Source organism: Rhodococcus sp. 24CO (assembly GCF_050586165.1).
Classification (GTDB): domain Bacteria; phylum Actinomycetota; class Actinomycetes; order Mycobacteriales; family Mycobacteriaceae; genus Rhodococcus_F.
On the sequence record NZ_JAZFNF010000009.1, the window covers coordinates 1 to 24632 of the forward strand.

Annotated in this window: 21 protein-coding genes and 2 tRNA genes; 10 read left to right on the plus strand and 13 right to left on the minus strand. The window is 61.6% G+C overall.

Going from position 1 to position 24632, the window contains the following annotated elements; genetic code table 11:
* Positions 1-181 precede the first annotated feature (181 nt).
* Both V2B23_RS22350 and orn read right to left on the minus strand, forming a co-directional pair.
* Positions 182-254 (minus strand) — tRNA-His (locus V2B23_RS22350).
* 84 nt (positions 255-338) lie between these two features.
* Complete coding sequence (gene orn, locus V2B23_RS22355) at positions 339-938, minus strand: oligoribonuclease (protein WP_430952340.1); 600 nt, start codon at positions 936-938, stop codon at positions 339-341.
* Between the two features lie 99 nt (positions 939-1037).
* On the opposite strand from orn, the gene V2B23_RS22360 reads away from it, so the two are divergent.
* The gene (locus tag V2B23_RS22360) at positions 1038-2783 is read left to right on the plus strand and encodes a helicase HerA-like domain-containing protein (RefSeq protein WP_430952341.1); all 1746 of its coding nucleotides are present in this window, start codon (positions 1038-1040) and stop codon (positions 2781-2783) included.
* A gap of 20 nt (positions 2784-2803) precedes the next feature.
* On the opposite strand, the gene lysA is transcribed toward V2B23_RS22360, so the two are convergent.
* From lysA to V2B23_RS22380, 4 genes are all read right to left on the minus strand, one after another.
* Complete coding sequence (gene lysA / locus V2B23_RS22365) at positions 2804-4147, minus strand: diaminopimelate decarboxylase (RefSeq protein WP_430952342.1); 1344 nt, start codon at positions 4145-4147, stop codon at positions 2804-2806.
* 206 nt (positions 4148-4353) lie between these two features.
* Positions 4354-5157 (minus strand): mycolate reductase, encoded by an 804-nt coding sequence (gene cmrA / locus V2B23_RS22370; protein ID WP_033232762.1) that lies wholly within the window; start codon positions 5155-5157, stop codon positions 4354-4356.
* A gap of 19 nt (positions 5158-5176) precedes the next feature.
* Positions 5177-7207, minus strand: coding sequence for an FAD-dependent oxidoreductase (locus V2B23_RS22375; protein WP_430952343.1), 2031 nt, complete (start codon positions 7205-7207; stop codon positions 5177-5179).
* Complete coding sequence (locus V2B23_RS22380; RefSeq protein ID WP_430952344.1) at positions 7204-7785, minus strand: PadR family transcriptional regulator; 582 nt, start codon at positions 7783-7785, stop codon at positions 7204-7206. The genes V2B23_RS22375 and V2B23_RS22380 overlap by 4 nt, the downstream gene beginning before the upstream one ends.
* Positions 7786-7884: 99 nt before the next feature.
* Here V2B23_RS22380 and V2B23_RS22385 point away from each other — a divergent pair, with 99 nt between their 5' ends.
* Positions 7885-9246, plus strand: a complete 1362-nt coding sequence (locus V2B23_RS22385; protein WP_430952345.1) for an MFS transporter — start codon at positions 7885-7887, stop codon at positions 9244-9246.
* Here V2B23_RS22385 and V2B23_RS22390 read toward each other — a convergent pair.
* From V2B23_RS22390 to V2B23_RS22400, 3 genes are all read right to left on the minus strand, one after another.
* Complete coding sequence (locus V2B23_RS22390; RefSeq protein WP_430952346.1) at positions 9236-10057, minus strand: acyl-CoA thioesterase; 822 nt, start codon at positions 10055-10057, stop codon at positions 9236-9238. The genes V2B23_RS22385 and V2B23_RS22390 overlap by 11 nt on opposite strands.
* 68 nt (positions 10058-10125) lie before the next feature.
* Positions 10126-10965 (minus strand): alpha/beta fold hydrolase, encoded by an 840-nt coding sequence (locus tag V2B23_RS22395; RefSeq protein WP_430952347.1) that lies wholly within the window; start codon positions 10963-10965, stop codon positions 10126-10128.
* A 111-nt stretch (positions 10966-11076) separates the two neighbouring features.
* Entirely contained in the window at positions 11077-12297 is a 1221-nt protein-coding gene (locus V2B23_RS22400) for an NAD(P)/FAD-dependent oxidoreductase (protein WP_430952348.1), read from the minus strand.
* Between the two features lie 160 nt (positions 12298-12457).
* On the opposite strand from V2B23_RS22400, the gene V2B23_RS22405 reads away from it, so the two are divergent.
* On the plus strand, positions 12458-12718 hold the full coding sequence (locus tag V2B23_RS22405) for a VOC family protein (RefSeq protein ID WP_430952349.1): 261 nt from the start codon (positions 12458-12460) through the stop codon (positions 12716-12718).
* A gap of 46 nt (positions 12719-12764) precedes the next feature.
* On the opposite strand, the gene V2B23_RS22410 is transcribed toward V2B23_RS22405, so the two are convergent.
* On the minus strand, positions 12765-13397 hold the full coding sequence (locus V2B23_RS22410; protein WP_430952350.1) for a TetR family transcriptional regulator: 633 nt from the start codon (positions 13395-13397) through the stop codon (positions 12765-12767).
* Positions 13398-13547: 150 nt separating this feature from the next.
* Between V2B23_RS22410 and V2B23_RS22415 the strand changes: the two genes are divergently transcribed.
* From V2B23_RS22415 to V2B23_RS22425, 3 genes are read left to right on the plus strand one after another with little or no spacing between them, the layout of a single operon-like run.
* Positions 13548-14657, plus strand: a complete 1110-nt coding sequence (locus V2B23_RS22415; RefSeq protein WP_430952598.1) for a ferredoxin reductase — start codon at positions 13548-13550, stop codon at positions 14655-14657.
* A gap of 22 nt (positions 14658-14679) precedes the next feature.
* Entirely contained in the window at positions 14680-15852 is a 1173-nt protein-coding gene (locus V2B23_RS22420; RefSeq protein ID WP_430952351.1) for a fatty acid desaturase family protein, read from the plus strand.
* 14 nt (positions 15853-15866) lie between these two features.
* Entirely contained in the window at positions 15867-16073 is a 207-nt protein-coding gene (locus V2B23_RS22425; protein WP_430952352.1) for a hypothetical protein, read from the plus strand.
* Between the two features lie 82 nt (positions 16074-16155).
* On the opposite strand, the gene gdhA is transcribed toward V2B23_RS22425, so the two are convergent.
* Positions 16156-17499, minus strand: coding sequence for an NADP-specific glutamate dehydrogenase (gene gdhA, locus V2B23_RS22430; RefSeq protein WP_033232785.1), 1344 nt, complete (start codon positions 17497-17499; stop codon positions 16156-16158).
* Between the two features lie 216 nt (positions 17500-17715).
* On the opposite strand from gdhA, the gene V2B23_RS22435 reads away from it, so the two are divergent.
* On the plus strand, positions 17716-19065 hold the full coding sequence (locus V2B23_RS22435; RefSeq protein ID WP_430952353.1) for a DUF4185 domain-containing protein: 1350 nt from the start codon (positions 17716-17718) through the stop codon (positions 19063-19065).
* Between the two features lie 48 nt (positions 19066-19113).
* On the opposite strand, the gene V2B23_RS22440 is transcribed toward V2B23_RS22435, so the two are convergent.
* Positions 19114-21291: a glutamine synthetase III gene (locus tag V2B23_RS22440; RefSeq protein ID WP_430952354.1), complete on the minus strand. Its 2178-nt coding sequence runs from the start codon at positions 21289-21291 to the stop codon at positions 19114-19116.
* Between the two features lie 138 nt (positions 21292-21429).
* Between V2B23_RS22440 and V2B23_RS22445 the strand changes: the two genes are divergently transcribed.
* Both V2B23_RS22445 and V2B23_RS22450 read left to right on the plus strand, forming a co-directional pair.
* The gene (locus V2B23_RS22445; RefSeq protein WP_430952355.1) at positions 21430-21720 is read left to right on the plus strand and encodes a putative quinol monooxygenase; all 291 of its coding nucleotides are present in this window, start codon (positions 21430-21432) and stop codon (positions 21718-21720) included.
* A 65-nt stretch (positions 21721-21785) separates the two neighbouring features.
* Positions 21786-23312 (plus strand): DUF222 domain-containing protein, encoded by a 1527-nt coding sequence (locus V2B23_RS22450; RefSeq protein ID WP_430952356.1) that lies wholly within the window; start codon positions 21786-21788, stop codon positions 23310-23312.
* A 10-nt stretch (positions 23313-23322) separates the two neighbouring features.
* Here V2B23_RS22450 and V2B23_RS22455 read toward each other — a convergent pair.
* A tRNA-Arg gene (locus tag V2B23_RS22455) sits at positions 23323-23398 on the minus strand.
* A gap of 92 nt (positions 23399-23490) precedes the next feature.
* Here V2B23_RS22455 and V2B23_RS22460 point away from each other — a divergent pair.
* A complete protein-coding gene (locus tag V2B23_RS22460) occupies positions 23491-24630 on the plus strand; it encodes an XdhC family protein (protein ID WP_430952357.1) in 1140 nt (379 codons plus the stop codon).
* The last annotated feature ends 2 nt before the right edge of the window (positions 24631-24632 follow it).

Sequence of the window (24632 nt, forward strand, 5' to 3'; positions counted from 1 at the left end):
CCCGGTGCAATACCGAGCCCAGGCCCTCGCGGCTTAAGCTGCAAGCCGGCCAGTCCAACTATCGGGGACCAGTTCAGCCGATCGGCTGGGGGCATTTCTGTATCTCTACGACCAGATGTGGTGTTGCACAACCAAAAGAACCCCCGGAAATATCTTTCGACATTTCCGGGGGTTCCCTTTGGGTGAGCGACGGGACTCGAACCCGCGACAGCCAGGATCACAACCTGGTGCTCTACCAACTGAACTACGCCCACCATTGTCTCGACGACCGGTTTGACCCGGTTGCTTTGACGTAGAAGATACTAGCCTGAAAGTTGGCCAGGATGCCAATCGGCAGGTCAGGCGGGCCCGAGGCCCTCTACGACGGCTGCGATCTCCGCGCTGGACGGTCCGGGCGCGGGGACAAATGCGGTGCCGCGGTAGTACTTGAGTTCGCGGATGGATTCCTTGATGTCGGCCAGGGCGCGGTGGGCGAGGCCCTTTTCGGGCTGGCCGAAGTAAATTCGCGGGTACCAGCGACGCGACAGCTCCTTGATGGAACTGACGTCGATCATCCGGTAGTGCAGGTAGGTGTCCAGGGCGCTCATGTCCCGCGAGATGAATCCGCGGTCGGTCGCGATGGAATTGCCCGCCAGGGGAGCGGTGCCGGCTACGGGCACGTGTTGACGGATGTAGGCGAGCACCTCCTTTTCCGCCTCGGCAAGGGTGACCGTCGACTTGCGAACTTCTTCGGTCAGACCCGATTTGGCGTGCATCTTCTTCACGACGTCCGGCATTGCGGCCAGCGCGTCGTCGTCGGCGTGGATGACGATGTCCACGCCTTCGCCCAAGATGTTCAATTCGCTGTCGGTTACCAGAGCCGCAATCTCGATGAGTTTGTCCGACTCCAGCCGCAGCCCGGTCATTTCACAATCGATCCATACCAATTTGTCCTGCACCAGGAACACAGTAGTGGGCGCGGACGGAAGGATAGGGTCTGCGGTGACAAGTCGACACGTGTAGATCTTCTTTTGTAATGCAAATGAGGAGGGCCTTGTATGACCGTGGATCCCAAGGACGGTGCTGTTTCACTGACGCCGGCCGAGAAGGCGAAAGTGGCCAAGGCTGCTGCTGCCGAAGCTGCTCGGGTTGCGGCCGAGGCCGCACAAGCCGCCGAGGACGCTGAGCGTGAGGCGCTAGCTGCCGAGAGTGCTGCCGGCGAAGGCGCCGCCACGCCGCCGGCTCCTTCGGGTGCCGCAGCCGAGATCGCCGCTGGCTATTCGTCGGAGGGTCGGGCACTGGAGCTGGGGTCGATTGTTGTCGACGGAGTGGCAGATCCCGCCGCTCGGGTGCGTATTCCCTTGGCCACCGTGAACCGTCACGGCCTGATTGCCGGCGCAACCGGTACGGGCAAGACCAAGACGTTGCAGGGCATCGCGGAACAGCTCTCTGCCGCGGGTGTGCCCGTCGTGATGGCGGATGTGAAGGGTGATCTCTCGGGATTGTCCACAGCGGGTGAGAGCAACGACAAGATCACGGCTCGGGCGATCGAGACAGGTGACGACTCTTGGACTCCGTCCGGGATGCCGGTCGAGTTCCTGTCGCTGGGAACCGGCGGTATCGGGATTCCGGTCCGCGCCACCATCACCAGTTTCGGGCCGATCCTGCTCAGTAAGGTACTGGGCCTCAACGAGACTCAGGAGTCCACGCTCGGATTGATTTTCCACTGGGCGGATACTCAGGGCCTCGCGTTGTTGGATCTCAAGGACTTGCGTTCGGTCATCGCGCACCTCACCAGTGCCGAAGGCAAGGCGGATCTGAAGGGAATCGGCGGCGTGTCGACGGCCACGGCCGGGGTCATCCTGCGCGCGCTCGTCAATCTCGAGGCCGACGGTGGTGACACTTTCTTCGGTGAACCGGAACTCGAAACCGAGGACCTGCTGCGGGTAGTCGGTGGTGCGGGCGTCATCACACTCTTCGAGCTCGGTGCGCAGGCCGCGCGTCCGGCGATGTTCTCCACGTTCCTGATGTGGGTACTGGCCGACCTGTTCCAGACCTTGCCGGAAGAAGGGGACTTGGAGAAGCCCAAGTTGGTCTTCATCTTCGACGAGGCGCATCTGTTGTTCGCCGACGCGTCGAAGGCCTTCCTCCAGCAGGTCGAACAGACCGTGAAGTTGATTCGCTCCAAGGGCGTCGGTGTGTTCTTCTGCACGCAGTTGCCCACCGATATCCCCAATTCGGTTCTGTCGCAATTGGGTGCTCGGGTGCAGCATGCTCTGCGCGCGTTCACTCCTGACGATCAGAAGGCTCTCAACAAGACGGTTCGCACGTACCCCAAGACGGAACATTACGACCTCGAAAAGGCCCTTACGTCGTTGGGAACCGGTGAGGCTATCGTGACCGTGCTCTCGGAGAAGGGTGCGCCGACGCCGGTGGCCTGGACCAAGATTCGTCCTCCTCGTTCCTTGATGGACACGATCGGCAACGACGCCATCAAGGCCGCGGCCGCGTCGAGTCCGCTCCACCAGAAGTACGGCCAGACCGTCGATCGTGAATCGGCGTACGAGAGGCTGACGGCGAAGGTGGCCGGGGCGCCCACGGCAGACCCGTCGCTGGATCTGCCGCCGTTACCGGATCTGTCGCAGCTTCCGCCGCCCCCGTCGGTCGAGCCGGAGGGCCCCAATATCGCCGAGCAGATTCTCGGCAATTCTGCGGTCAAGAGCTTCCTCAAATCGGCCGCATCTGCTGCCGGTCGGGAAATCTCACGCAGCATCTTCGGGACCGGAAGTCGCCGCAGGCGCTGATGATTCGATGCCCGCGAGTGTCAGATGCCGACCTCGCGGGCGAGCAGGTCGTTGATCGATTCGCGTCGGATCAACGGTCGTGCGACGCCGCCGAGCACGGCAATCACCGGCGGACGGCACACACTGTTGTAGGTGGATGCCATGCTGTGGTGATAAGCGCCGGTACACGGCACTCCCAACAGATCGCCCTCGTGGAGGTCTGCGGGAAGTTGTATGCCGACGGAAATTTCGTCTCCCGATTCGCAATGCCGCCCCACGACGGTCACTTCCTCGAGCGGCGCATTCGAATGGCGGTTGACCAACTCGACGTCGTAGCGACTGCTGTACAACGACACTCGCGGATTGTCGCTCATGCCGCCGTCGACGGAGACAAATGTCCTGCCGCCGCTGATGGTCTTGATGTTCGCCACGCGGTACAACGTGACACCGGCCCGAGCGGCGATGGCCCGACCGGGTTCGAGGACGATTTCGGGGCGGGGAAAGCGATTACGGGTGCAGGCGTCATCGAGTGACTCGTCGATGACAATTGCCAGTCGAGTCAGGTCGAGCTGCGCATCACCGGGGACGTATGCGATTCCGTGCCCGCCCCCGAGATCGAGTTCGGTGAGAATGATTCCGTGCGAACGACGTATGTCGTCCATCTGCGCGATCATCGTGTCGATCGCGGGGCGGAAGTGTTCGGGCTCGGCGATCTGCGAGCCGAGATGGCAATGGAGGCCGATAAGTTCGAGGTGAGGTGCTGCGCTGACGGCAGCGACCGCACGATCCAATTCTTCGGAGAACGCCGGTAGGCCGAACTTCTGGTCGACGACGCCGGTGGCCACCGCCTTGTGTCCGTGAATGTCGATACCGGGTGTGACTCGGATCAGTACTTTCTGCGGCCGGGTGCAGACCGAGGCCAGTCGTAGTGCTTCGCTGTGGGAGTCGAGAACTATCCGCCCGACACCTGCGTTGACGGCTACTCTCAGCTCTGCAACAGATTTGGCGTTGCCGTGCAGGATGATTCGTGCCGGGTCCACACCGGCTGTCAGTGCGATGGTGAGTTCGCCGGCCGAGCAGACGTCTACCCCGAGTCCCTCGTCGGAGACCCATTTTGCCATCGCTCGGATCATGAGTGCCTTGCCTGCGTACACGATTTCCGCGTCGGGGAAGATTTCCCGGTACGTCCGGCAACGGTGGCGCACGTCAGCCTCGTCGACGACGTAGGTCGGGGTTCCGTATTGGTCGGCGATCTCTTCGAGGGAAACGTCGCCGATGCAGATGCGGCCGCTCTGATCGTGGCGAGTGCTGATGGGCCACAAGGCCGGATCCAAGCGCGGCGTCATCGCGCTGCGTAGGGACGGGAAGATGTCGAGAAGCGTCACGTCGATCTCCTGAGGGTGACCCGCTCGGTGCGGGGCTACCAACAGATCTACTCCGAAACAGGCCTGGTGGACCTCGTCTTGACGGGTACTTGACGGAGAAGCGGCCGAGTTTGACGGCGTCCTTTTAGTCGAGAAGCAGTAGGGGCAACCCTCCGGTCAAAAAGAAGGATTGCCCCTACTGCCCAGGATCAAGAAGTTCGGTTGATTCAGCCGCCGAGCTTCTTGTAGAACGTGCCCACGATCGGAGCGACCACAGCGCGCGGGGTGTAACCGCCGGCGACGGACATCGCCTTGCTCAGGATGCCCGGGACAACGCGCATCTTGTTCTCGGCCAGGCCGTCGAGGGAGACCTTGGCGGTGTACTCGCTCGAGATCCAGAAGAAGTCCGGGACCAGCTTGTCGACGATCGAGGCCTCCGCGGGGTCCGGGGTTTCGGTGCGAACCGGTCCGGGGGCGAGGAGAGTGACGTTGACGCCACTGCCTTTGAGTTCTCCGCGCAGTGATTCCGCGAACGTGTTCACGAAGGCCTTGGTGGCGGCGTAGGTCGCGTTGTTGGGGATCGGCATGTTTCCGGCGGCCGATCCGACCATCAGGATGCCGCCGGACTTCCGCTCGACCATGCCGGGCAGAACGGCCAGGGTGAGGTCGTGCACCGCGACGGCGTTGAGTTCGACCTGTGCGCGCTCGTAGCTCGGGTCGAGCTCGGCTACCGGCCCGAAGGTGGCGATACCGGCGTTGTTGCACAGGATGCTGATCTCACGCGTGCCCAGTTCCTCGACCAGGACGGCGCGGGCCGCGCTGTCCGAGAGATCGCAGGCACGGACCTCGACGTCGACGCCATGCTTGGCGCGAAGTGTCTCGGCGAGACCCTCCATGACATCGCCGCGTCGTGCGACCAGGATCAGGGAGTGTCCGCGGGAGGCCAGATCAGTGGCCAGTGCCTCTCCGATTCCGGAGGAGGCACCGGTCACGACGGCGCGGGCTGTGGTGGTGGGTGTCGGCAGGCTCACGATCAGTCAGCGTAGTCGGTCAGATCTTCGCGGCCAGTCGTGTGCCCTGTTCGATGGCACGTTTTGCATCGAGTTCTCCGGCTACGTCTGCCCCGCCGATGATGTGGGTCACCATGCCGGCGACGGTCAGCTCGTCGACGAGATCGCGCACCGATTCCTGTCCGGCGCAGATCACGATGGTGTCGACTGCGAGGAGGCGAGGCTTCTCGTGCTTCTCGCCGAAGGTGATGTGCAGGCCGGCGTCGTCGATCCGTTCGTAGTTCACCCCGGAGAGTTCGTGCACACCCTTGTTCTTCAGTGCGGCGCGATGGACCCAGCCGGTGGTCTTGCCGAGGCCGGCGCCGATGCGTCCGGGCTTGCGCTGCAGGAGGTAGACCTCGCGCTCGGAAAGCTCGGGGATGGGTGTGGTGAGTGCTCCCGGTGCCATCTCGGGTTCCGTGACGCCCCACTCCTGCTTCCATTCCTTCAAGTGCAAGGTGGGTGATGTTGGGTGAGTGAGGAATTCGCTGACGTCGACGCCGATGCCACCGGCTCCGATCACGGCGACAGTCTTGCCGACGGGTTTACCCTCGCGCACTACCTCGGCGTATGTCAGTACCTTCGGATTCTCGATGCCGGGGATGTTCGGGACTCGCGGAGTCACGCCGGTGGCGACCACTACCTCGTCGAAGGATCCGATGAGATCGGCTGGAGTCACTCGTGTTTCGAGTTTGACGTCGACGCCCGCAAGCTCGAGTTGCCTGGTGTAGTACCGGATGGTTTCGGTGAACTCTTCCTTGCCCGGGATCAACTGTGCGATCCCGAACTGGCCGCCGATCGTGTCAGACGCCTCGAAGAGGGTGACTGTGTGGCCGCGCTGTGCGAGATTCAACGCAGCAGAGAGGCCCGCAGGTCCGCCGCCGACAACAGCAAGGTTCTTGCTGCGGCGGGTAGGGGAGAGGATGAGCGTCGTCTCACGTCCGGCGCGTGGATTGAGCAGGCAGGACACATGTTTGCGCACAAACGCGTGGTCGAGGCAGGCTTGGTTGCAGGCGATGCAGGTGTTGATCTCGTCAGGTGCTCCGCGTTGTGCTTTGTTTGCCCAGTCGGGATCGGCCAGCATCGGGCGGGCCATGGAGATCAATTGCGCGTCGCCGCGGGTGAGAATTTCCTCAGCGGTCTCGGGCATGTTGATGCGGTTGGATGCGACCACCGGAATGCTGACGTGCTTTTCGAGTTTGCCGGTGATGTCGACAAAGGCGGCGCGGGGTACGGAGGTCACGATGGTGGGCACCCGGGACTCGTGCCAGCCGATGTCGGTATTGATGATCGTGGCGCCGGCAGCTTCGATTTCCTGTGCCAGAGTGACGATTTCATCCCATGTCTGACCGCCCTCGACCAGATCGGCCATCGACAGCCGGAACACGACGATGAAGTTCGGGCCGACGGCGCGGCGGGTGCGCCTGACGATCTCGACCGCCATGCGTCGACGGTTCTCGGAGCTACCGCCCCATTGATCTTTACGCTTGTTCGTGCGCTCGCACAGGAACTGGTTGATGAAATAGCCTTCGCCGCCCATGATTTCGACACCGTCGTATCCGGCGGATTGAGCGAGCTTGGCGCAACGGACGTAGTTGCGGATCTGCCAGCGCACTCCACGATCAGTGAGCCGCCGTGGCCGGAAGGGATTGATCGGCGCTTTGATCGACGACGCCGACACACTGAACGGTTGGTAGCTGTACCGGCCGGCGTGCAGGATCTGCAGTGCGATCTTGCCACCCGCGTCGTGTACTGCCTTGGTGATGCGGCGATGGCGGCGCGCTTCGATCTTGTTGGTCAGCTTTGCGCCGAATGGCAGGAGCCAGCCGGTGCGGTTGGGGGCGTAGCCGCCGGTGATGATCAATCCGACGCCGCCGCGGGCTCGTTCGGCAAAGTACTCGGCAAGATTGTCGGTGTCCTTGGCGCGGTCCTCGAGGCCGGTGTGGATCGAACCCATGACTACGCGGTTCTTCAGTGTGGTGAACCCGAGGTCGAGCGGTTCGAACAGGAGGGGGAACTGCGGAGTTGTCATGGGTGCGGGTGTCCTTCCGAGTTGCTGTCGGCGGAGTTGTTTTCGGCAGGGGGTAGGGCGTCCAGAATTTCCTGGCACCAGTCGACAAAGCCCTCTTCGACGCGGATGCCGCCGCGCAGAACGAGATACTGATGCAGGGGCGATCCGGATAGGGCTGTGGGATTGGGGAAGTCGCGTTTCTCGATGAGTCGGTAGACGTCGAGCCGGGAGGCGTGGCCGTCGCGGTGGCGAAGGACTTCGTCTCGAAGGGCGGGGATGTCTGCGCTACCGGCGGCGCGGATCTTCACGGCCAGTTCGTTGCGCAGATGGCTGGGTTCGGACGGTTCGGCTATCCAGCGCGTCAGCTCGGCGTGGCCGGCGGCGGAGACCCGATACACCTTCTTGTCCGGGCGCCCGTCCTGAGCGACGGTTTCCACCTCGAGCCACCCGGCGTCGTCCATCCGCTTGAGTACGCGGTAGATCTGCTGGTGCGTTGCGCTGTGGAAGAACCCGATCGACTTGTCGAATCGACGGGTCAGGTCGTAGCCCGACGCCTCCTGCTCGGTCAGCGAGGTGAGGAGCGCGTGTTCGAGTGCCATGAGGGAAGTATGTATGCACCTCGTCCCATATGCAACCAAGTGCATACTCGCCACAGTTTCGCCCTGTTTTGTCCGTCTCGCTCGAATAAGCTCGCGATCATGAGCGCAGAGTCGACAAGCACGCAGGCGGAACCGCCCGCAGGGATAGGTGCCGCGGCGACCAAGAGTCAGGTGGTTGCGTGGGGGCTGTGGGACTGGGGATCGGCCGCATTCAATGCGGTGATCTTGACGTTTGTCTTCTCCGTCTACCTCACCGACGCGGTGGGCGACGATCTGCCCGGCTCGGTGTCGGCAACAACATGGCTCAGTTGGGCACTCGGAATCGCCGGATTCTTCATCGCGATTCTTGCTCCCATTACCGGGCAACGGTTCGACGCGTCAGGCAAGCGCAAGTGGTCGTTGGCAATCCTCACCGCCATCACCGTCCTGTCGATGGCCGGGTTGTACTTCGTCGAGGACAACTATCGGTATCTGTGGCTGGGGCTTGTGCTCCTCGCCATCGGTTCGGTGATTTTCGAACTGGCCGGAGTTCCCTACAACGCCATGATGCGGCAGGTGTCGACGCCGGAAAACCTGGGACGGGTGTCCGGGTTCGGCTGGGCCATGGGTTATTTCGGCGGAATTGTTCTTCTGTTGCTCTGCTACTTCGGGTTCATCGTCGGTGACGGCGACACACGAGGTTTCCTGGGGTTGACCACCGACGGCGGCCTGAATATCCGGATGGTCGCGCTGCTTGCGGCGGTGTGGTTTGCCGTCTTCGCGATCCCGGTGTTCTTCAAGGTGCCCGAGTTGCCTACGCCCGACGCAGATCCGGGTGCGGCAAAGGCGGGGTTCCTCGATTCCTACCGCGTGCTGTGGCGCGACTTGCGCGAACTGTGGATCGTCGACCGTCGCACGATCTGGTATTTGATCGCGAGCGCCTTGTTCCGCGACGGACTCGCCGGGGTGTTCACTTTTGGTGCTGTCCTTGCCGTGAACGTGTACGGCATCAGTGCGGCGGACGTCCTGCTGTTCGGCGTTGCCGCCAATGTTATTTCGGCCATCGGCGCCTTGGTGGCAGGGCGATTCGACGACCGGATCGGGCCCAAGCAGGTCATCACCGTATCGCTCGCATCGATGATCGTGGTCGGTGCAATTTTGATTGCGGTGTCCGGGCCGGTGATGTTCTGGATCTTCGGACTCGCGCTGTGCCTGTTTGTCGGGCCGGCACAATCGTCTGCTCGAACGTTCCTGGCGCGCATCACTCCGCCCGGACGTGAAGGTCAGATGTTCGGCCTGTATGCGACCACAGGCCGAGCAGTGTCGTTTCTTGCGCCGACACTGTTCGGCCTGTTCGCGTGGATGTTCGGTGCCGATCGCGCCGGCATCGTCGGACTGTTGGTAGTTCTTGCTGTGGGCCTGGCTGCCCTGTCGCTGGTCAAGGCGCCCGAAGGCGACAGCGCGGAGGCTGTCAGTCCTTGAAGTAGACCAATTGGTGAGTGGTGGCAAGCAATTCGCCGTCACTGCCCCATAATTCGGCGCTCTGATCGAAGTAACCGTTACCGAAGCGCTGGGTGCGTGCGGTTCCGAGGACGGAGCGATCGGACTGCCGGCCCAGCGCTGCGGCGTCGGCATGGAAGTAGATCGTCAGCGATACGGTTCCCGCGGGAGCCATCTTGCCGCGGCGCAGGAACACTCGCGGAAAGAACACATCGCACAACGAGGTCAGCGAGATGAAATCAAGCGCGCGTGGCGGGCTGTCACGAACCCAGAGCGTCGAGACGGAGTCGGGATGCTCGCCGGATTCCAGATCGGGGATTGCGCCCTCGATGAACCGCATTTCGTAATTCTGAGCCCACGCGATGAACTCGGGGAACGGTTGCGCGGGAACATCTTCTGCAGCCGGCACCGCGGGCATCTCGATTTCCGTGGAGTCCCAGGTCTCGCGGCGGAGGCCGAACACCGCTGTTGCGGTAGTCGCCACGGTGCCGTTCTGAGCGAGTTCGATCCACCAATGCTGCGTCGTCCGGTTGGTGCGCACCGGGCGCGCAGTGATCTCGAACGGGCCTTCGGCAATCGGGCCTGCAAAATTGACCGTCAGCGACAGCGGTTCACCTAGGCACTCGGGGTGCCTCTGAACCGAGGCCAGCAACGTGGCCGAGGTGATTCCGCCGAACGGGCCGACCATGTTGTTGTATGCGGCACTGGTGTGCCCGGTCGAGAGACCCGGCGTAATGGATTCCAGGTCGACGGCGGCATCAAACGGATGCGGGGGTGCAACGGTTGTGGTCACGACAAGCTCCTGACGGTGAAAGCAACATATGTATGACAACCTACATAGAAGGTGAGGTGTAGGTCGGATCAGGCTCCCGCTCGCCGGATTATCGCGTCCGCCAGTTCCTCGGCGCGTTCCTCGGGTACCCAGTGACTGCCGCCCTCCAGAACCACAAATTCGTACGGCGCATCCACGAACTCACCGCATCGTTCCGCTGCGGCGCGGCCGAGTGCGGTGTCGGCCGTACTCCAGACGTACGTCGTCGGAACAGTGGTGGGAGCTATGTCTCCGAAATCGCGAGTCATGGCGCGATACCAGTTCAATGCGCCGGTCAATGCTCCATCGCCACTGAGGATGCGAATATGTTCGTCGGCGAACTCGGGATCGATCCGGCCGTCGAACATCGCCCGCAACCGGCGGAAGTTGTCCTCCGACAACACCTTTTCTGCTTTCCCTTCCTGGCGCAGTAGCCGGATGTACGTCGAGCGTTCCTTTTGATCCTGGTCTTCGCGCAGCGCCCAACCGAAAGCGGTGGGGTGGGGAACAGAGATCGCGGTCAGGCTGCGAATTCGCTGCGGATGCCGTCCCGCGACCTGCCACACCACGGCGGATCCCCAGTCGTGGCCGACGAGATGAGCGTCGGGCAACCCCAAGGCGTCGAGCAGGCCGACGGTATCGGCAACAAGGTGTTCGATGCGATAGGCGTCGACGCCGGAGGGACGGGCATCGGGGGAATATCCGCGCTGATGCGGCGCTATGACGCGAAATCCGGCGGCCGTCAGTAGGGGAGTCACCTTGCCCCACGACGCGGCGCTTTCGGGGAATCCATGCAAGGCAAGAAGTGGGACGCCGTCGTCCGGACCGGAAATCAGGACGTCGAAGGTCAGGTCGCCGACAGGAATCCGAAACGTATTCGTGGAGGACATGGTGCCACCGTACGAGGCAACTCCGGATCCACACCACACTTCGGGCTGAATTGATGACCGGCGGTCGCCTCAGCAGGCGATACGCTCGGGGGAAGGTGTGCGAAAGGCAGACTACTGGTGTCCGCGGGCCGGCCGTGTCTGTAGTTCTGGTGCGGCGGCGGTCAGTAAGGCGGCCCGATCGCGGGTCAACGGCGGATAGATGCGTTGGGTGTTGATGGTGTTCTTGGTGGCTTTGGCCTGTGCGCCGGTCGCCACAACTTGCCGATCCCAGCCTTCGGTGTAGACCGCACCTGCCGGGCCTAGGTCCAAAACCGTGACATACCACGGGATGCGGAGGGCCAGCATTGGATTGCCGAGCAGATCGCCGATCACGTTGTACCCGGCGTAGCGGCCCATCGGCCGGCTGTGCTGGCAGGACATCACCGACTGATGCTGATTGTCCATCTTCGCGGTGGCGACGTCGCCGGCAGCGAATACGCCTGGTACGCCGATCACCTGGAGATAGTCGTCGACCGGGAGCCGTCCGAGCCGATCACGTTCGACCGGGAATTGCGCGGTCAACGGGTTTGCCTTCATGCCGGCGCACCAGATGACCGTCGCGGCGGGCACCATCTCATCCGAAGACAGCGTGACCCCGCTCTGGTTCACCGTGGTCACGCTCATCCCGGTCAGTGTCTCGACTCCGGTGTTGGACAATGCCGCTTCGATGACCGGCCTCGCCGACGCACCCATATCCGATCCGACGTTAGGGTTGTGGTCCACCAGCACCACGCGCGAGGTCACGTCGGTGCCAAACAGGGCAGTGAGCCGGCCTGGCAGCTCGCAGGCGGTTTCGATGCCCGTCAGGCCGGCCCCGACCACCACCACGGTCGCCGCGGCGGGTGTGACGGGTCCTTCGGCCAGCAGGGTCAAATGAGCGTCGAGTTTCATTGCGCCGTCGTAGGTATCGACGTCGAACCCGAACTCCGTCAGACCCGGGATATCGGGTCGGGCTACACGGCTACCTGCCGCCAGAACGAGGCGGTCGTAGCCGTACGTCTGTGACTGACCACCGACGTTTGCGGAGACGGTCCGCGCACCGGTGTCGATTGCGGTCACCTCCGCGGTGACATAGGCGATCCCGGCCGGGTTGAGGACATCGGCCAGTGGGATGCGGCAGGCGCTGAGATCGGCCTCGTAGTTGCGCACCCGGATGTCGTGGAAGGGCTGGGCGCTGAGCACCGTGATCGACACATGCCCGGCCGGTATCCCGAGTTCGTCGAGCCGCCGAGCAGCGCCGAGCGCGGCCCATAATCCGGCGAATCCGGAACCGATGATGATGACATCGCTCATGCGTCGAGGGTCTCACGGATCGCGGCAGAACAGGTGTGTGCTGCGTTGGAATGTTCGCGAACGCTGCGATAAGAGAAGCAATTCGCCGATGAGTTAGCCCGGTCTGTCGGGTCAGTATCTGAGTACGAGCGCCATCGTCTACGTCGAGAGGTACAAACTTATGTCGATCGATCATGTTCTCGCTGTCGTCCCCGTTCGAGACCTCGCAGAGGCAGCGCAGTGGTACTCGAGTCTGTTCGGCCGCGGGCCTGACAATCGCCCGATGGTGAACTTGGCAGAATGGCGTGTGACTGACACCGGATGGGTGCAGGTCATGGTGGACACTCGCCGCGCGGGTCTGGCGCTGCTCAACTTGTCGAGTATCAGCGATCCTGACGGCAACACCCTGACATTCATCGGCGGGTTCCGGATCCACTACTGACCGGAACTACGCCTCGTGTACGAGTTCGTAGTGTTCGACTCTGTTTCTAGGTTCGAGCGGGATCCCAGGTAGCCATACCCAGAATGATGAGCCGCAACTGCTTCTCGGCCCGTGCGATCACAGCATCTTCGCTGGGATATCCCGGTGAGCCCGCGTCGAGGAGTGCCACAACGGCGGTGAACATCGCGCCGACGATCAGGTCGGCGGCGATTTCCAGATCGTCGTGTCGCCAAGTCTCCAGTCCCGACATTCGTGAGAGGTCGACAGTGAGTTCGCTGACGAACAATCGCATCTCGGTGTTGATAGCGCGTCGTATCTCGCTGATGCCGCCGTAGCGTTCGCGGCACAGAAATCGAAACTCGCGTTCGTATGAATGAACCTGGCGGACAAGGATATCGAGGGAGGTGTCGGCGTTCTTGGGACCAGGGTCGCGCCTGGCGTCGCGCAGCATTTGCCGAAGCATGCGCATGCTCTCCTCGACCAGGACGACTCCGAGGTCTTCCATCGAGGCGAAGTGGCGGTAGAAGGCTGTGGGGACGATACCCGCCTCGCGGGCTACTTCGCGGAGGCTGATGCCGGCAAAACTACGGTCGGCGAGGAGATCCATCGCAGTATCGAGCAGCGCTTGACGGGTGCGCTCCTTCTTGGCGGCGCGATTTTCCGGCTCAGCCTTGGTCACGATGTACGAGTGTAGGTACCGGCACGGTGGACTCCTTCTGTGGATCGCGTAACCCACGTCACATTCATCTTGACACATACCTGTGTGCACCTGTCACACTATTATCAGTGAACATTTGTACACTGAAATTATGCAACCTGGAAGGAGTGGCTGACAATGGCATCAACCTCCAAGACTCTGGCCAGACGCGGGCTGGCCCTGATCGAAGCCATGGCTGCTCCGCATCAGATCGATCGATACCTCGAGCTCGTCAATCCCATGGCGACGGTGCGCGACATTCGTGCGCAGGTCGTATCGGTCGACCATCCGACCGCTGATTCAGTGACATTGACCCTGCGTCCGACGCGTCAGTGGCGCGGATTCTCTGCCGGACAGTTCGTCCAGGTAGGCGTCGTGATCGACGGGGTGCGTCATACCCGCTGCTACTCGCCCGCCGGTTCTGCGTCCAGCCGTGACGGGCTTATCGAACTCACCGTCAAGGCTCACCCAGGCGGATTGGTGTCGCAGTATTTGAATGCGCATGCCGAACCGGGACTTGTAGTCAGCTTGTCGCAGGCCGACGGTGTCTTCACGCTCCCCATTGCAAGGCCCTCCCACGTCCTCCTGATCAGCGGTGGCAGCGGAATTACCCCCGTGATGTCGATGCTGCGCACCCTCGTAGACGACGGACACAGCGGCGAGATCGTGTTCCTGCATTACGTGAACACCAAGAACGACGTGTCGTATCTCCACGCCTTGGAGGCGATCGCTGAGCAGTATCGGAATGTGAAACTGGTACTTGTGTACACCGAATCCGGTGGGGGACACCTTGACGGATTCTTCGACAGCACGCACCTAAGTGCAGTGGCGCCCTGGATCGCCGATCCGGAAGCGGCCGATGCGCAGGCGTACCTCTGTGGACCACCCGGACTGATGCGCGGAGTGCGTGAGGTCTTTCGCGAACTCGACGTCGAGCACCTGCTCCATACCGAGGAGTTTGCACCGATCGCAGCAGAACCCGGCGAAGCGGGCGGAGAAGTGGCGTTCACGAAAAGTGGAGTGGCGGCCGAAAACTCAGGCGAAACTCTCCTCGAACAGGCGGAAGCCGCAGGGCTGAGTCCAGAATACGGCTGCCGTATGGGCATCTGCTTTTCGTGTACCTCCGTCAAGAAGCTCGGCAGAACACGCAATATCCGCACCGGCGAGACCGACGACGAACCCGACAAGAAGATCCAACTCTGTGTCAGCGCACCGGTCGGCGATGTCGCCGTCGATATCTGACCAACACTCTTTGGAGACAGTCATGTTTGGACTTTCCTTACCGACCCTTCCTTTTCTCGGCAGTGGTGACGACAAAAAGGGCGACGCTCCGGTAGTTCTCACCTACGACCAGGTCGAGGAAATCGGCCGTGAGTTGGATGCGATCCGGGATCGCACGGTCGCATCGCTCGGCGCCGAGGACCGTGAGTACATCTATCGGATCATCAAGGCGCAGCGTGGCTTCGAGGTTGCCGGCCGAGGTCTGATGTACCTGGGCTTCCTGCCGCCGGTGTGGCTCGCCGCGGTGGGCGCGCTGAGTATCTCGAAGATCCTGGACAACATGGAGATCGGGCACAACGTCATGCACGGTCAGTACGACTGGATGCGTGAACCTGGCCTCAATTCCGAAGTGTTCGAATGGGATACGGTGTGCCCGTCAGACCAGTGGCGCCACTCGCACAACTACATGCATCACACATACACAAATATTCTGGGCAAAGATCGGGATATCGGATACGGCATTTTGCGTATCGACCCCGCCCAGAAGTGGAACCCCTACTACCTCGGTAACCCGGTGTGGGCGTTCGCCCTGATGATGCTCTTCGAGTGGGGCGTCATGATGCATGATCTCGAGATCGAGAATGTCCTCGCCGGTAAGCGGAAATGGTACGACGTCAAGCCGCTGATCAAGGGTTGGTGGAAGAAGGCGGGCAAGCAGGTCCTCAAGGACTACGTTATCTTCCCAGTTCTCACCGGACCCCTGTTCGTCACCACTCTGGCAGGAAATGTCACCGCAAATCTCGTGCGGAACGTGTGGACGTACTCGATCATCTTCTGTGGCCATTTCCCCACCGGCGTACAGAGTTTCACGGAGGACGAGACGGCCGACGAGACTCGGGGGCAGTGGTACGTCCGTCAGATGCTCGGCAGTGCCAACATCCAAGGCAGCCCGTTGTTCCACATCATGTCCGGCAACTTGTCCCACCAGATCGAACATCATCTGTTCCCGGATCTACCGGCACATCGATACCCGCAGATTGCGCCTGAGGTCGAGGCGCTGTGTGCGCAGTACGGTTTTCCCTACAACACGGGTGGCTTCTGGAAGCAGATCGGATCGGTATGGGGCAAGATCTTCAAGTTTGCTTTGCCGCCTGGAATGATCAAGTCACAGAGTCTCACCGGTGTTATTGTCGAACGCCAGAGAACCGTAGCCTGAGAGGCCCACATGTGATGGTCGGGAAATTTGAACGTCGCAAAGACACCGTCCAGGAATTGACGGAATCGGCGGCTACGCACGTCGGATCCATCGCGATGATCATCGCCGGTGCAGTCCGCGACGTGACCCGGGAAATCGGGGACTGGGTATCCGACGGTATCGAAATGCGTGAGGCGGCAAAGAAAGCCGCTGCTGACGACCAAACCGAACCACCGACTTAACTGATTCGTCGACATTGATCCGGCAACGAAAAGGACGCCTCCACAACAGTGGAGGCGTCCTTTGCCGGTTAGACGGTACTTCTTAGATAACGCCCAGCGAGATCATGGCGTCGGCGACCTTGACGAAGCCGGCGATGTTCGCGCCGTGCACGTAGTCGCCGGGCTTGCCGTACTCGGCAGCTGTGTTGATGGTGCGGCTGTGGATACCACGCATGATGCGGGCGAGACGCTCGTCGGTGTACTCGAAGCTCCAGGAATCGCGTGACGCGTTCTGCTGCATTTCGAGAGCCGAGGTGGCGACGCCACCGGCATTAGCTGCCTTACCCGGAGCAAATGCGACATTGGAGTCGCGGAAGAGTGCGATGCCGCCGGGGGTGGTGGGCATGTTCGCGCCTTCGGCAACAGCCTGAACGCCGTTGGCGATCAAGGTCTTTGCTGCGTCTTCATCGAGTTCGTTCTGGGTTGCGCAGGGGAGTGCAACGTCGCACGGCACGTCCCAGATGGAACCGCCGGCGATGAACTGTGCGTGCGGAACGGCGTCGGCGTACTCGCTGATGCGGCCGCGGCGAACTTCCTTGATCTCCTTGAGGAGGTCGAGGTCGATGCCCTTCTTGTCCACGATGTACCCCGAGGAGTCGGAGCAGGCGATCGCGACGCCACCGAGTTTGTGGATCTTCTGGATCGCGTAGATGGCGACGTTGCCGGATCCGGAGATCACGACGTTCTTGCCTTCGAGGTCTTCGCCCTTGGCCTTGAGCATTTCGGCGACGAAGTAGGCAACGCCGTAGCCGGTGGCTTCGGTGCGGACCTGAGATCCACCCCAGGTGATGCCCTTGCCGGTGAGAACACCGGACTCGTAGGTGTTGGTCAGCCGCTTGTACTGGCCGAACAGGTAACCGATCTCGCGGCCACCGACGCCGATATCGCCGGCCGGAACGTCGGTGTATTCACCGATGTGGCGCTGCAGTTCCGTCATGAAGGACTGACAGAAACGCATGACCTCTGCGTCGGTACGGCCCTTGGGATCGAAGTCCGATCCGCCCTTGCCGCCGCCGATGGGCAGGCCGGTGAGGGAGTTCTTGAAGATCTGCTCGAAGCCGAGGAACTTCACGATGCCCAGGTTGACACTGGGGTGGAAGCGCAGGCCGCCCTTGTACGGGCCGAGTGCGCTGTTGTACTGGACGCGGAAGCCACGGTTGACGTGAACATTGCCGTTGTCGTCGGTCCACGGCACGCGGAAGATGATCTGGCGTTCCGGCTCGCACAGGCGCTCGATCAGTCCGGCGTCGGCGTAGCGCGGGTGGCGCTCGAGTACGACGTGGAGGGATTCGAAAACTTCGGCTGCAGCCTGGTGGAACTCCGGCTCACCTGCATTGCGAACCAACACCTGATCATAAATCTGCGCTACGCGGTCACGTACGGACACCGCTCACCTACCTGACATTGTGAGTACTTTTTTACATTTCCGTTACATAGTAGGCGCCTTTGTTGCCCAATCCGGCATCCGTTGGGTGAAGGTGAAATCCGCCACACCGGGTTTTCCTGGAAATCAAGTGACCGTTTTATAACGATTTGCTCTTCTTTCACTCTGTTAACACTGCGCTGGTGGTTTGCTGGCGGAGCGAACAAATAGACAGAGGGGATGCGTGTGCGCTCGAAACGGTCTTTGTCAGCGTTGTTGTCCATAGGTGTCGTCACGATTGCGGCAACCATCGCGTCGGCCCCAGTGGCATCGGCGATAGGTGGACCGTGTGGGGCAGGCGGTACCGGTTCGCTTGGCTCGCTGACGGGTTCGATGACGGGTTCCCTCTCGGGCAGTGCCGGCACGGGATCGCTGGTCAATTCGCTGCCCTGGATCACAGGCGCACCGAACGGCGCGTTGCCCGTATTGACCGGCCGGACCAAGGCAATCGAAATGGTGACCGGCCCGGGTAGCCCGAACGACACGATCAACCGGTTCAACGTCTCGGGTACAGACCTCGGAATCATGTGGGACAACGGGCTTTCCGGAGCTGACCACAACGTGTTGATGGCATTCGGTGACACTGTCGGCGACTGCGAGGTCGAAGGCGACGACTGGCGCAGCAATGTGCTCTTCCGCAGTAGTAACACCGATTTCCAGGACGGGCTTCGGATCGACAGTTCACCCAAGGACCGGCCGAATCACTCCAAGGAAATCATCCCCGGATTCGGCATCCCGTTCGAGTTCACCACGATCCCGACGGCCGGCATCTCCTACGGCGGTGTGCAATACATCCGGTTCATGTCTGTTCGCACATGGGACGAACCGGGCGCCTGGACAACCAACTACTCGGCGCTGGCCTACTCGACGGACAACGGCGAGAACTGGGACATCGATCCCGCGACGGTGCGTGCAAACACTCCTGGCCTCGACATTCCGGGAATTCCGGCAGTGTCCTCGATCAACGAGAACTTTCAGCAGAGCGCGTTCGTCGACGGTGGCGACGGCTACATCTACGAGTACGGCACCCCGTCCGGACGCTTCGGCAAGGCAGTGTTGGCACGCGTCCCCGGTGCTGAACTGCGAAACCCCCTTGCTTACACGTATTGGGACGGTACGGGTTGGAGTGTGAACTCCGACGACGCGGTGCAGGTCATCAAGGCCCCGGTCAGTGAACTCGCGGTGCAGTGGAACGACTATCTGGACAAGTACGTCGCGATGTACACCAGTGCAGACGGCAACCTGGTGATTCGGCAGGCCGACCATCCCGAGGGACCGTGGAGTGGCACGCAGACCCTTCTGAGCGGATACACCTTGCCGAGCCTGTACGGCGGCTTCATGCACCCGTGGACCTCTCGAACCGGCAACACGCTCGAGTTTGTCGCGACAACGTGGGACCGCTACAACGTGATCTACATGCAGACGGACCTGACGGGTATGAAGATGTCGTCGTCGGATTCGCGCGACCGGCCGGACCCAGCGACAACCGGCGAAGCCCAACTCCTCGAGATGAGAATGCCCCCAGCGTAGCAATATGGCCTGCAACCGGAATTCGGTTGCAGGCCATATTCTTTGTCGTCAGAGGATGTAGAGCATTTCCTGATAGGTGGGGAGCGGCCAGTGGTCGTCCGCAACCATGGTTTCCAGGAGATCCGCAGCGGCGCGAACATCTGTCATGGCCGGCATCAATGCTTCCTGCGCATGCGTGGCTGCCTCGAGCGGTGAGTCGTGGGGAATTTCCTTGATCGCCGCGCGCAAAGCGGCAAGTGCTGCCCGAAGAGCGGTCACCGGTTCGGAAACCTCGGTCAGTGGCGCTGAATCCGGTTCGAGACCGGCAGCCTTCAACGCAACGAAGTTCTGCGCGATCTCGGTCTGATGGCGGACAGCGGCGGGCAGGATCAGCGTCGTGCCGATTTCAACCGCAAGGCGTGCCTCGACGCCGATGCTCAGCGCGTACTGCTCGAGCCCGACCTCGTAGCGGCTGTGCATCTCTCGATGGTTGAAGACGTTGTACTTGTCGAAGAGCTCCAAAGCGGATTCGGAGATGAGTTCCGGCAAAGCGTCCAACGTGGTCCGCAGGTTGGGCAGACCGCGTGCCTCCGCTTCGATCTGCCAGTTGTCCGAGTATCCGTCACCGTTGAAGACGACGGCACCGTGGTTGGTGATGATATCGGTCAGCAGGTTCTGGACAGCGGTGTCGAAATCGGCGCCGTCGGCAACTGCAGTTTCGAGTTCGGTCGCCATGTAGTCGAGCGCTTCGGCCATGATCGTGTTGATGGTGACCATCGGACCGTTGACCGTCTGCATGGAACCTGGAGCGCGGAACTCGAACCTGTTGCCGGTGAAGGCAAATGGGCTCGTCCGGTTGCGGTCGCCGGGATCGGTGGGGAGAACGGGAAGTGTGTCGGCACCGATCATCATGGTGCCCTTGTCCTTCGACGATGTCGCAGCGCCCTTGGCGATCTGCTCGAACACGTCGGCAAGTTGGTCGCCGAGGAAGATCGAGATGATCGCGGGCGGAGCCTCGTTGGCGCCGAGGCGGTGATCGTTGGTAGCCGACGCCACGGAGGCGCGCAGGAGTCCCGCATACTTGTGGACGGCGCGGATCACGGCTGCACAGAACACCAGGAACTGAGCATTGTCGTGCGGATTATCGCCGGGGACAAGCAAACTGCCGAGTTCCGAGTTACCCAACGAGAAGTTGACGTGCTTGCCGGAGCCGTTGACACCGTCGAACGGCTTCTCGTGGAACAAGCACTCCATACCGTGCTTCTTGGCGACGGTCTTGAACGTGGTCATCAAGAGCTGCTGATGGTCGGCGGCAATGTTGCCGCGCTCGAACATCGGCGCGATCTCGAACTGGCCGGGAGCGACCTCGTTGTGACGGGTCTTTGCGGGAATGCCGAGTTTGAACAGTTCACGTTCGGTATCCATCATGAAACCGAGTACACGCTCGGGGATGGCGCCGAAGTAGTGGTCGTCGAACTCCTGGCCCTTGGGCGGCTTGGTGCCGAAGAGTGTGCGGCCGGCATTGAGCAGGTCGGGGCGGGCGAGGAAGAAGTGCCGATCGATCAGGAAGTACTCCTGCTCGGGACCGCAGAAGGACACAATCTGCTCAGGTTCGATGTGGCCGAACAGCTTGAGGATGCGTTCGGCGTGCAGGCCCATCACCTGCTGCGAACGGAGCAATGGAGTCTTGTGATCGAGTGCTTCGCCGGTCATCGACACGAAAACCGTAGGGATGCAGAGGGTATTACCGTTGGGGTTCTCGAGCACGTACGCCGGGCTGGTGACGTCCCAGCCAGTGTAGCCGCGAGCCTCGAACGTATTGCGCAGGCCGCCGTTGGGGAAGCTCGACGCATCCGGCTCCCCCTGGATGAGTGTCTTGCCCGCAAATTCGGCGAGAGCCGACCCGTCGCCGACCGGCTCGAAGAAGCTGTCGTGCTTCTCAGCCGTCAGTCCGGTCAGTGGGTAGAAGACGTGCGCGTAGTGGGTGGCGCCCTTCTCGAGCGCCCAGTCCTTCATGGCCGATGCGACGGCGTCTGCAACCGCCGGGTCGAGGGGCTTGCCCTGTTCGATCGTGGCGATCACGGACTTGTAGATCTGCTTGGGCAAGCGCTTCTGCATGACCACTTTGTTGAACACGTTGGCGCCGAACACCTCGCCGGGAGCTTCGTCGCCGGAGAAACTCACGACGGGAGGTGTGTAGGCCTCGACGTCCTTGATCGCTTGCAGACGAACTGCATTTCCACTCATCGACGTACCCCTCGCGCGGCCCAGGGCAGCTTGTTGCGACCCGATTGCCGATCACTTTACGAACCTTCTGTATCGGGAATGTTTCACAGACATTGCGCCTGCCCTCGACTTGTCGGTGGGTTCGGGCAGGATTGCCGAATGTCGGCGATCAGGGTGTTGGTGGGCAGTGCGGTCGAACCGGAAAACCTCGCGGAGGTCATAGATCTCTACCGCGAGCTTGTTCGCGAGACCCGCAAGGAGAGCGGCTGCATAAGCTACGAATTGCTTCAGCAAAGCGACAATCCCGGTGAGCTGATGTTGGTGGAGGAATGGGAATCCCAGGCACACCTGGACGCTCACACGCACACTGATCATTTTGTGCGGTTGGTTGCTGCCCTGGACAAGTTGGAGAAGGCTGCGCCGGCGCGGATTTATTCAAAAGTGTTGTGACACAGCTATTCCCATAGATATCGATGGCTGCTAGAATCGATTGTACGTTCGAACTGGGGGGTTTGATGAGCGGCATCGTGGATGCGTTGGTCGAAGGACATGCGTCCATTGCGCGCGCCCAGTTCCTCGAAGTTGATGCCGTCACGTCGCTGTATTTCGAGCGGTGCGGCGAGGATGAGAACGCCGGTCGCAATGCCGCGGTTCAGGGCGAATTCGTTCATGTCGAAGTTGCGTTTGTTCTGAGTATCACGGAGTACGCGGCAACGCGGATGATCTCGTTGGGGTGCGATCTACGCTTGCGCTTGCATCGGGTGTCTGCGGCATTTGCGTCAGGAGAGATTGATCTCGGCAAGGCGACAGCGTTGTCGGATGCGCTGGCCAATGTGTCCGACGATGCACTTGATCTCATCGAACAGTTACTTCTGGACGGTGCCGCCACATGCAGCAGCAGCAGGCTCAAGGCCCGCGCGCGCAGCCTGATCGCACGCCATGATCCGGAAGGTGCGCGCGCTCGGCGGCGCCGCGCGCAGGAAGACCGCGATGTGCGGATCAGTGCAGGTGTCGACGGTATGTCGACGCTCGACGGTGTGCTGCCGGCGGTTGGTGCCCAGGTCGTGGCGGCAAAGCTGCAGACGATGTCGCGGCAAGTGTGTGCGCGCGATCCTCGTACCTTGGCGCAACGTCGCGCCGACGCTTTAGTTGCGCTGTCGGAAGGTCGATCGGTTCTAGCCTGTGCCTGTGGCACTGATTGTGGACGGGATGTGGAGTCGGTATCAGCTCCGTCGCCGGCGACAATTCTGGTGGGCGTCAGTGTTTCCACGTTGCTCGGTTTTGATGATCTGCCGGCTTTTCTACATGGTTACGGTGCTATCGATGCGGAGTTGGCGCGGGAAATCGCGGCCGATGCTGTGTGGCGGCAGGTGCTGACGCTCTCAGAGAAGGATCGTCGGATTCTCTGCCAAAACCTCACGGGAACACATGGTTTCAAGGCTGGTGGACCTGTACTCGGGGTGGGTGGACGGTCGAGCGCACCATTAGTATCGCCTGCCGCCGTTGCAGCGCGGAAGCGATACCGGGAGGAGCGGACGTATCGACCTTCCACTTCGTTGGCGCAGACGGTTCGGACCCGCGACGGTACGTGCCGGTTCCCGAATTGTGTTGTGCGGGCTGAGAATTGCGATCTCGATCATACGGTGCCGTTCAATTACGAGAATCCTGACCGCGGTGGGCTCACCACCGAGCAGAACCTGGCATCCGTGTGCCGCAAGCATCATCGGCTCAAGACTTGGGGTTACTGGACTGTGCGGCAGATCGGAGGCGGGGCGCTTGAATGGGGCGCGCCGACGGGTTCACTTGTCGTAACGAAGCCGCGGGGTGCGTTTTGTGATCCCGATGTGCAGCCCGATGAAGTCGAGCGGTTCCGGCTTACGGAAAGTCATGTGGTTGAGCGGTTGTTCCGATGCCATGGCCGGAGTATCGAGGCAGATCTCGAGTTCCTGCTCGATTCCACGGTGGCGGGATGGCGGAGACGGCGGCCACCGCTTCGCGCTGCGATTCCAGCCCCGGTGGTGGACGAGCCACCACCGTTCTGACAAGAAAGTATGGTGCCCCCGGCAGGATTCGAACCTGCGACCAAGAGATTAGAAGGCTCTTGCTCTATCCCCTGAGCTACGGAGGCGCGGAGACGATATTACCTGCCCGCGTGACAGCGCTCGATCACCCCCGTCTGGAATACGCTCGATATGAGAAGACACCGAATGGGAGCTGCAGATGCGGGATGTTCTGTCCGAACTGATGAAGGTGTGGCGAGCCGACGGTACGGCAGGTGTCGGAACAGTGGTGCGGACGTTCCGGTCAGCTCCCCGGATGCCGGGTGCGTCGATGTTGGTGGCCCCGGACGGTTCGGTCACGGGCTCGGTGTCGGGTGGGTGCGTCGAAGGTGCCGTCTACGAAACAGCCACGGAAGTAATCGAATCCGGTGTACCGACCCTCGAAAGGTACGGCGTTGCCGATGACGACGCATTTGCGGTGGGGCTGACGTGCGGTGGCACGATCGAGGTGTTTGTCGAAGCTGTGTCGAGGGAGACGTTCGACAGTCTCGAGAGTGTGGCAGCCGATGTCGACGAGCACCGCCCGGTGGCGGTAGCAACCGTCATTGCTCACCCGGATCCACTGTGGGTGGGCCGACGCTTGGTGATACGACCGGACACCACGGACGGTTCAATCGGATCGGCGCGCGCGGATTCCGCGGTGACCGACGACGCTCGTGGCCTGTTGGCGGCAGGGCGCACGGAGGTACTGACGTATGGACCGGACGGTGAGCGTCGAGGCGAGGGCATGCGGGTTTTTGTCGCGAGCTACGCTCCCCGCGCTCGGATGCTGGTATTCGGGGCCATTGATTTTGCGGCCGCAGTTGCCAAGCAAGGTTCATTTCTCGGGTACCGCGTGACGGTGTGCGACGCCCGGGAGGTGTTTGCGACCCCATCACGGTTTCCGACGGCTGACGAAGTCGTGATCGACTGGCCGCATCGGTACCTGGCAGAACAGGCAGAAGCCGGGGCAATCGACTCACGCACAGTCATTTGTGTGTTGACTCACGATCCGAAATTCGACGTGCCCCTGCTCGAGGTTGCGCTCCGACTACCGGAAGTCGGGTTTGTCGGCGCGATGGGTTCGCGTCGCACACATCACGACAGGCTCGACCGGTTGCGCGCGGCAGGTGTCACCGACCGCGAGTTGACGAGGCTGGCGAGTCCGATCGGTTTGGACCTCGGCGCGCGAACACCGGAGGAAACCGCGGTGTCGATCGCGGCGGAGATAATCGCGCTGCGGTGGGGCGGTGAGGGTAAGCCGCTGAGCGGGTTGGAGGGTCCCATTCATCGCAGTTCAGGGGAATTCGAGAGCCGCTGACC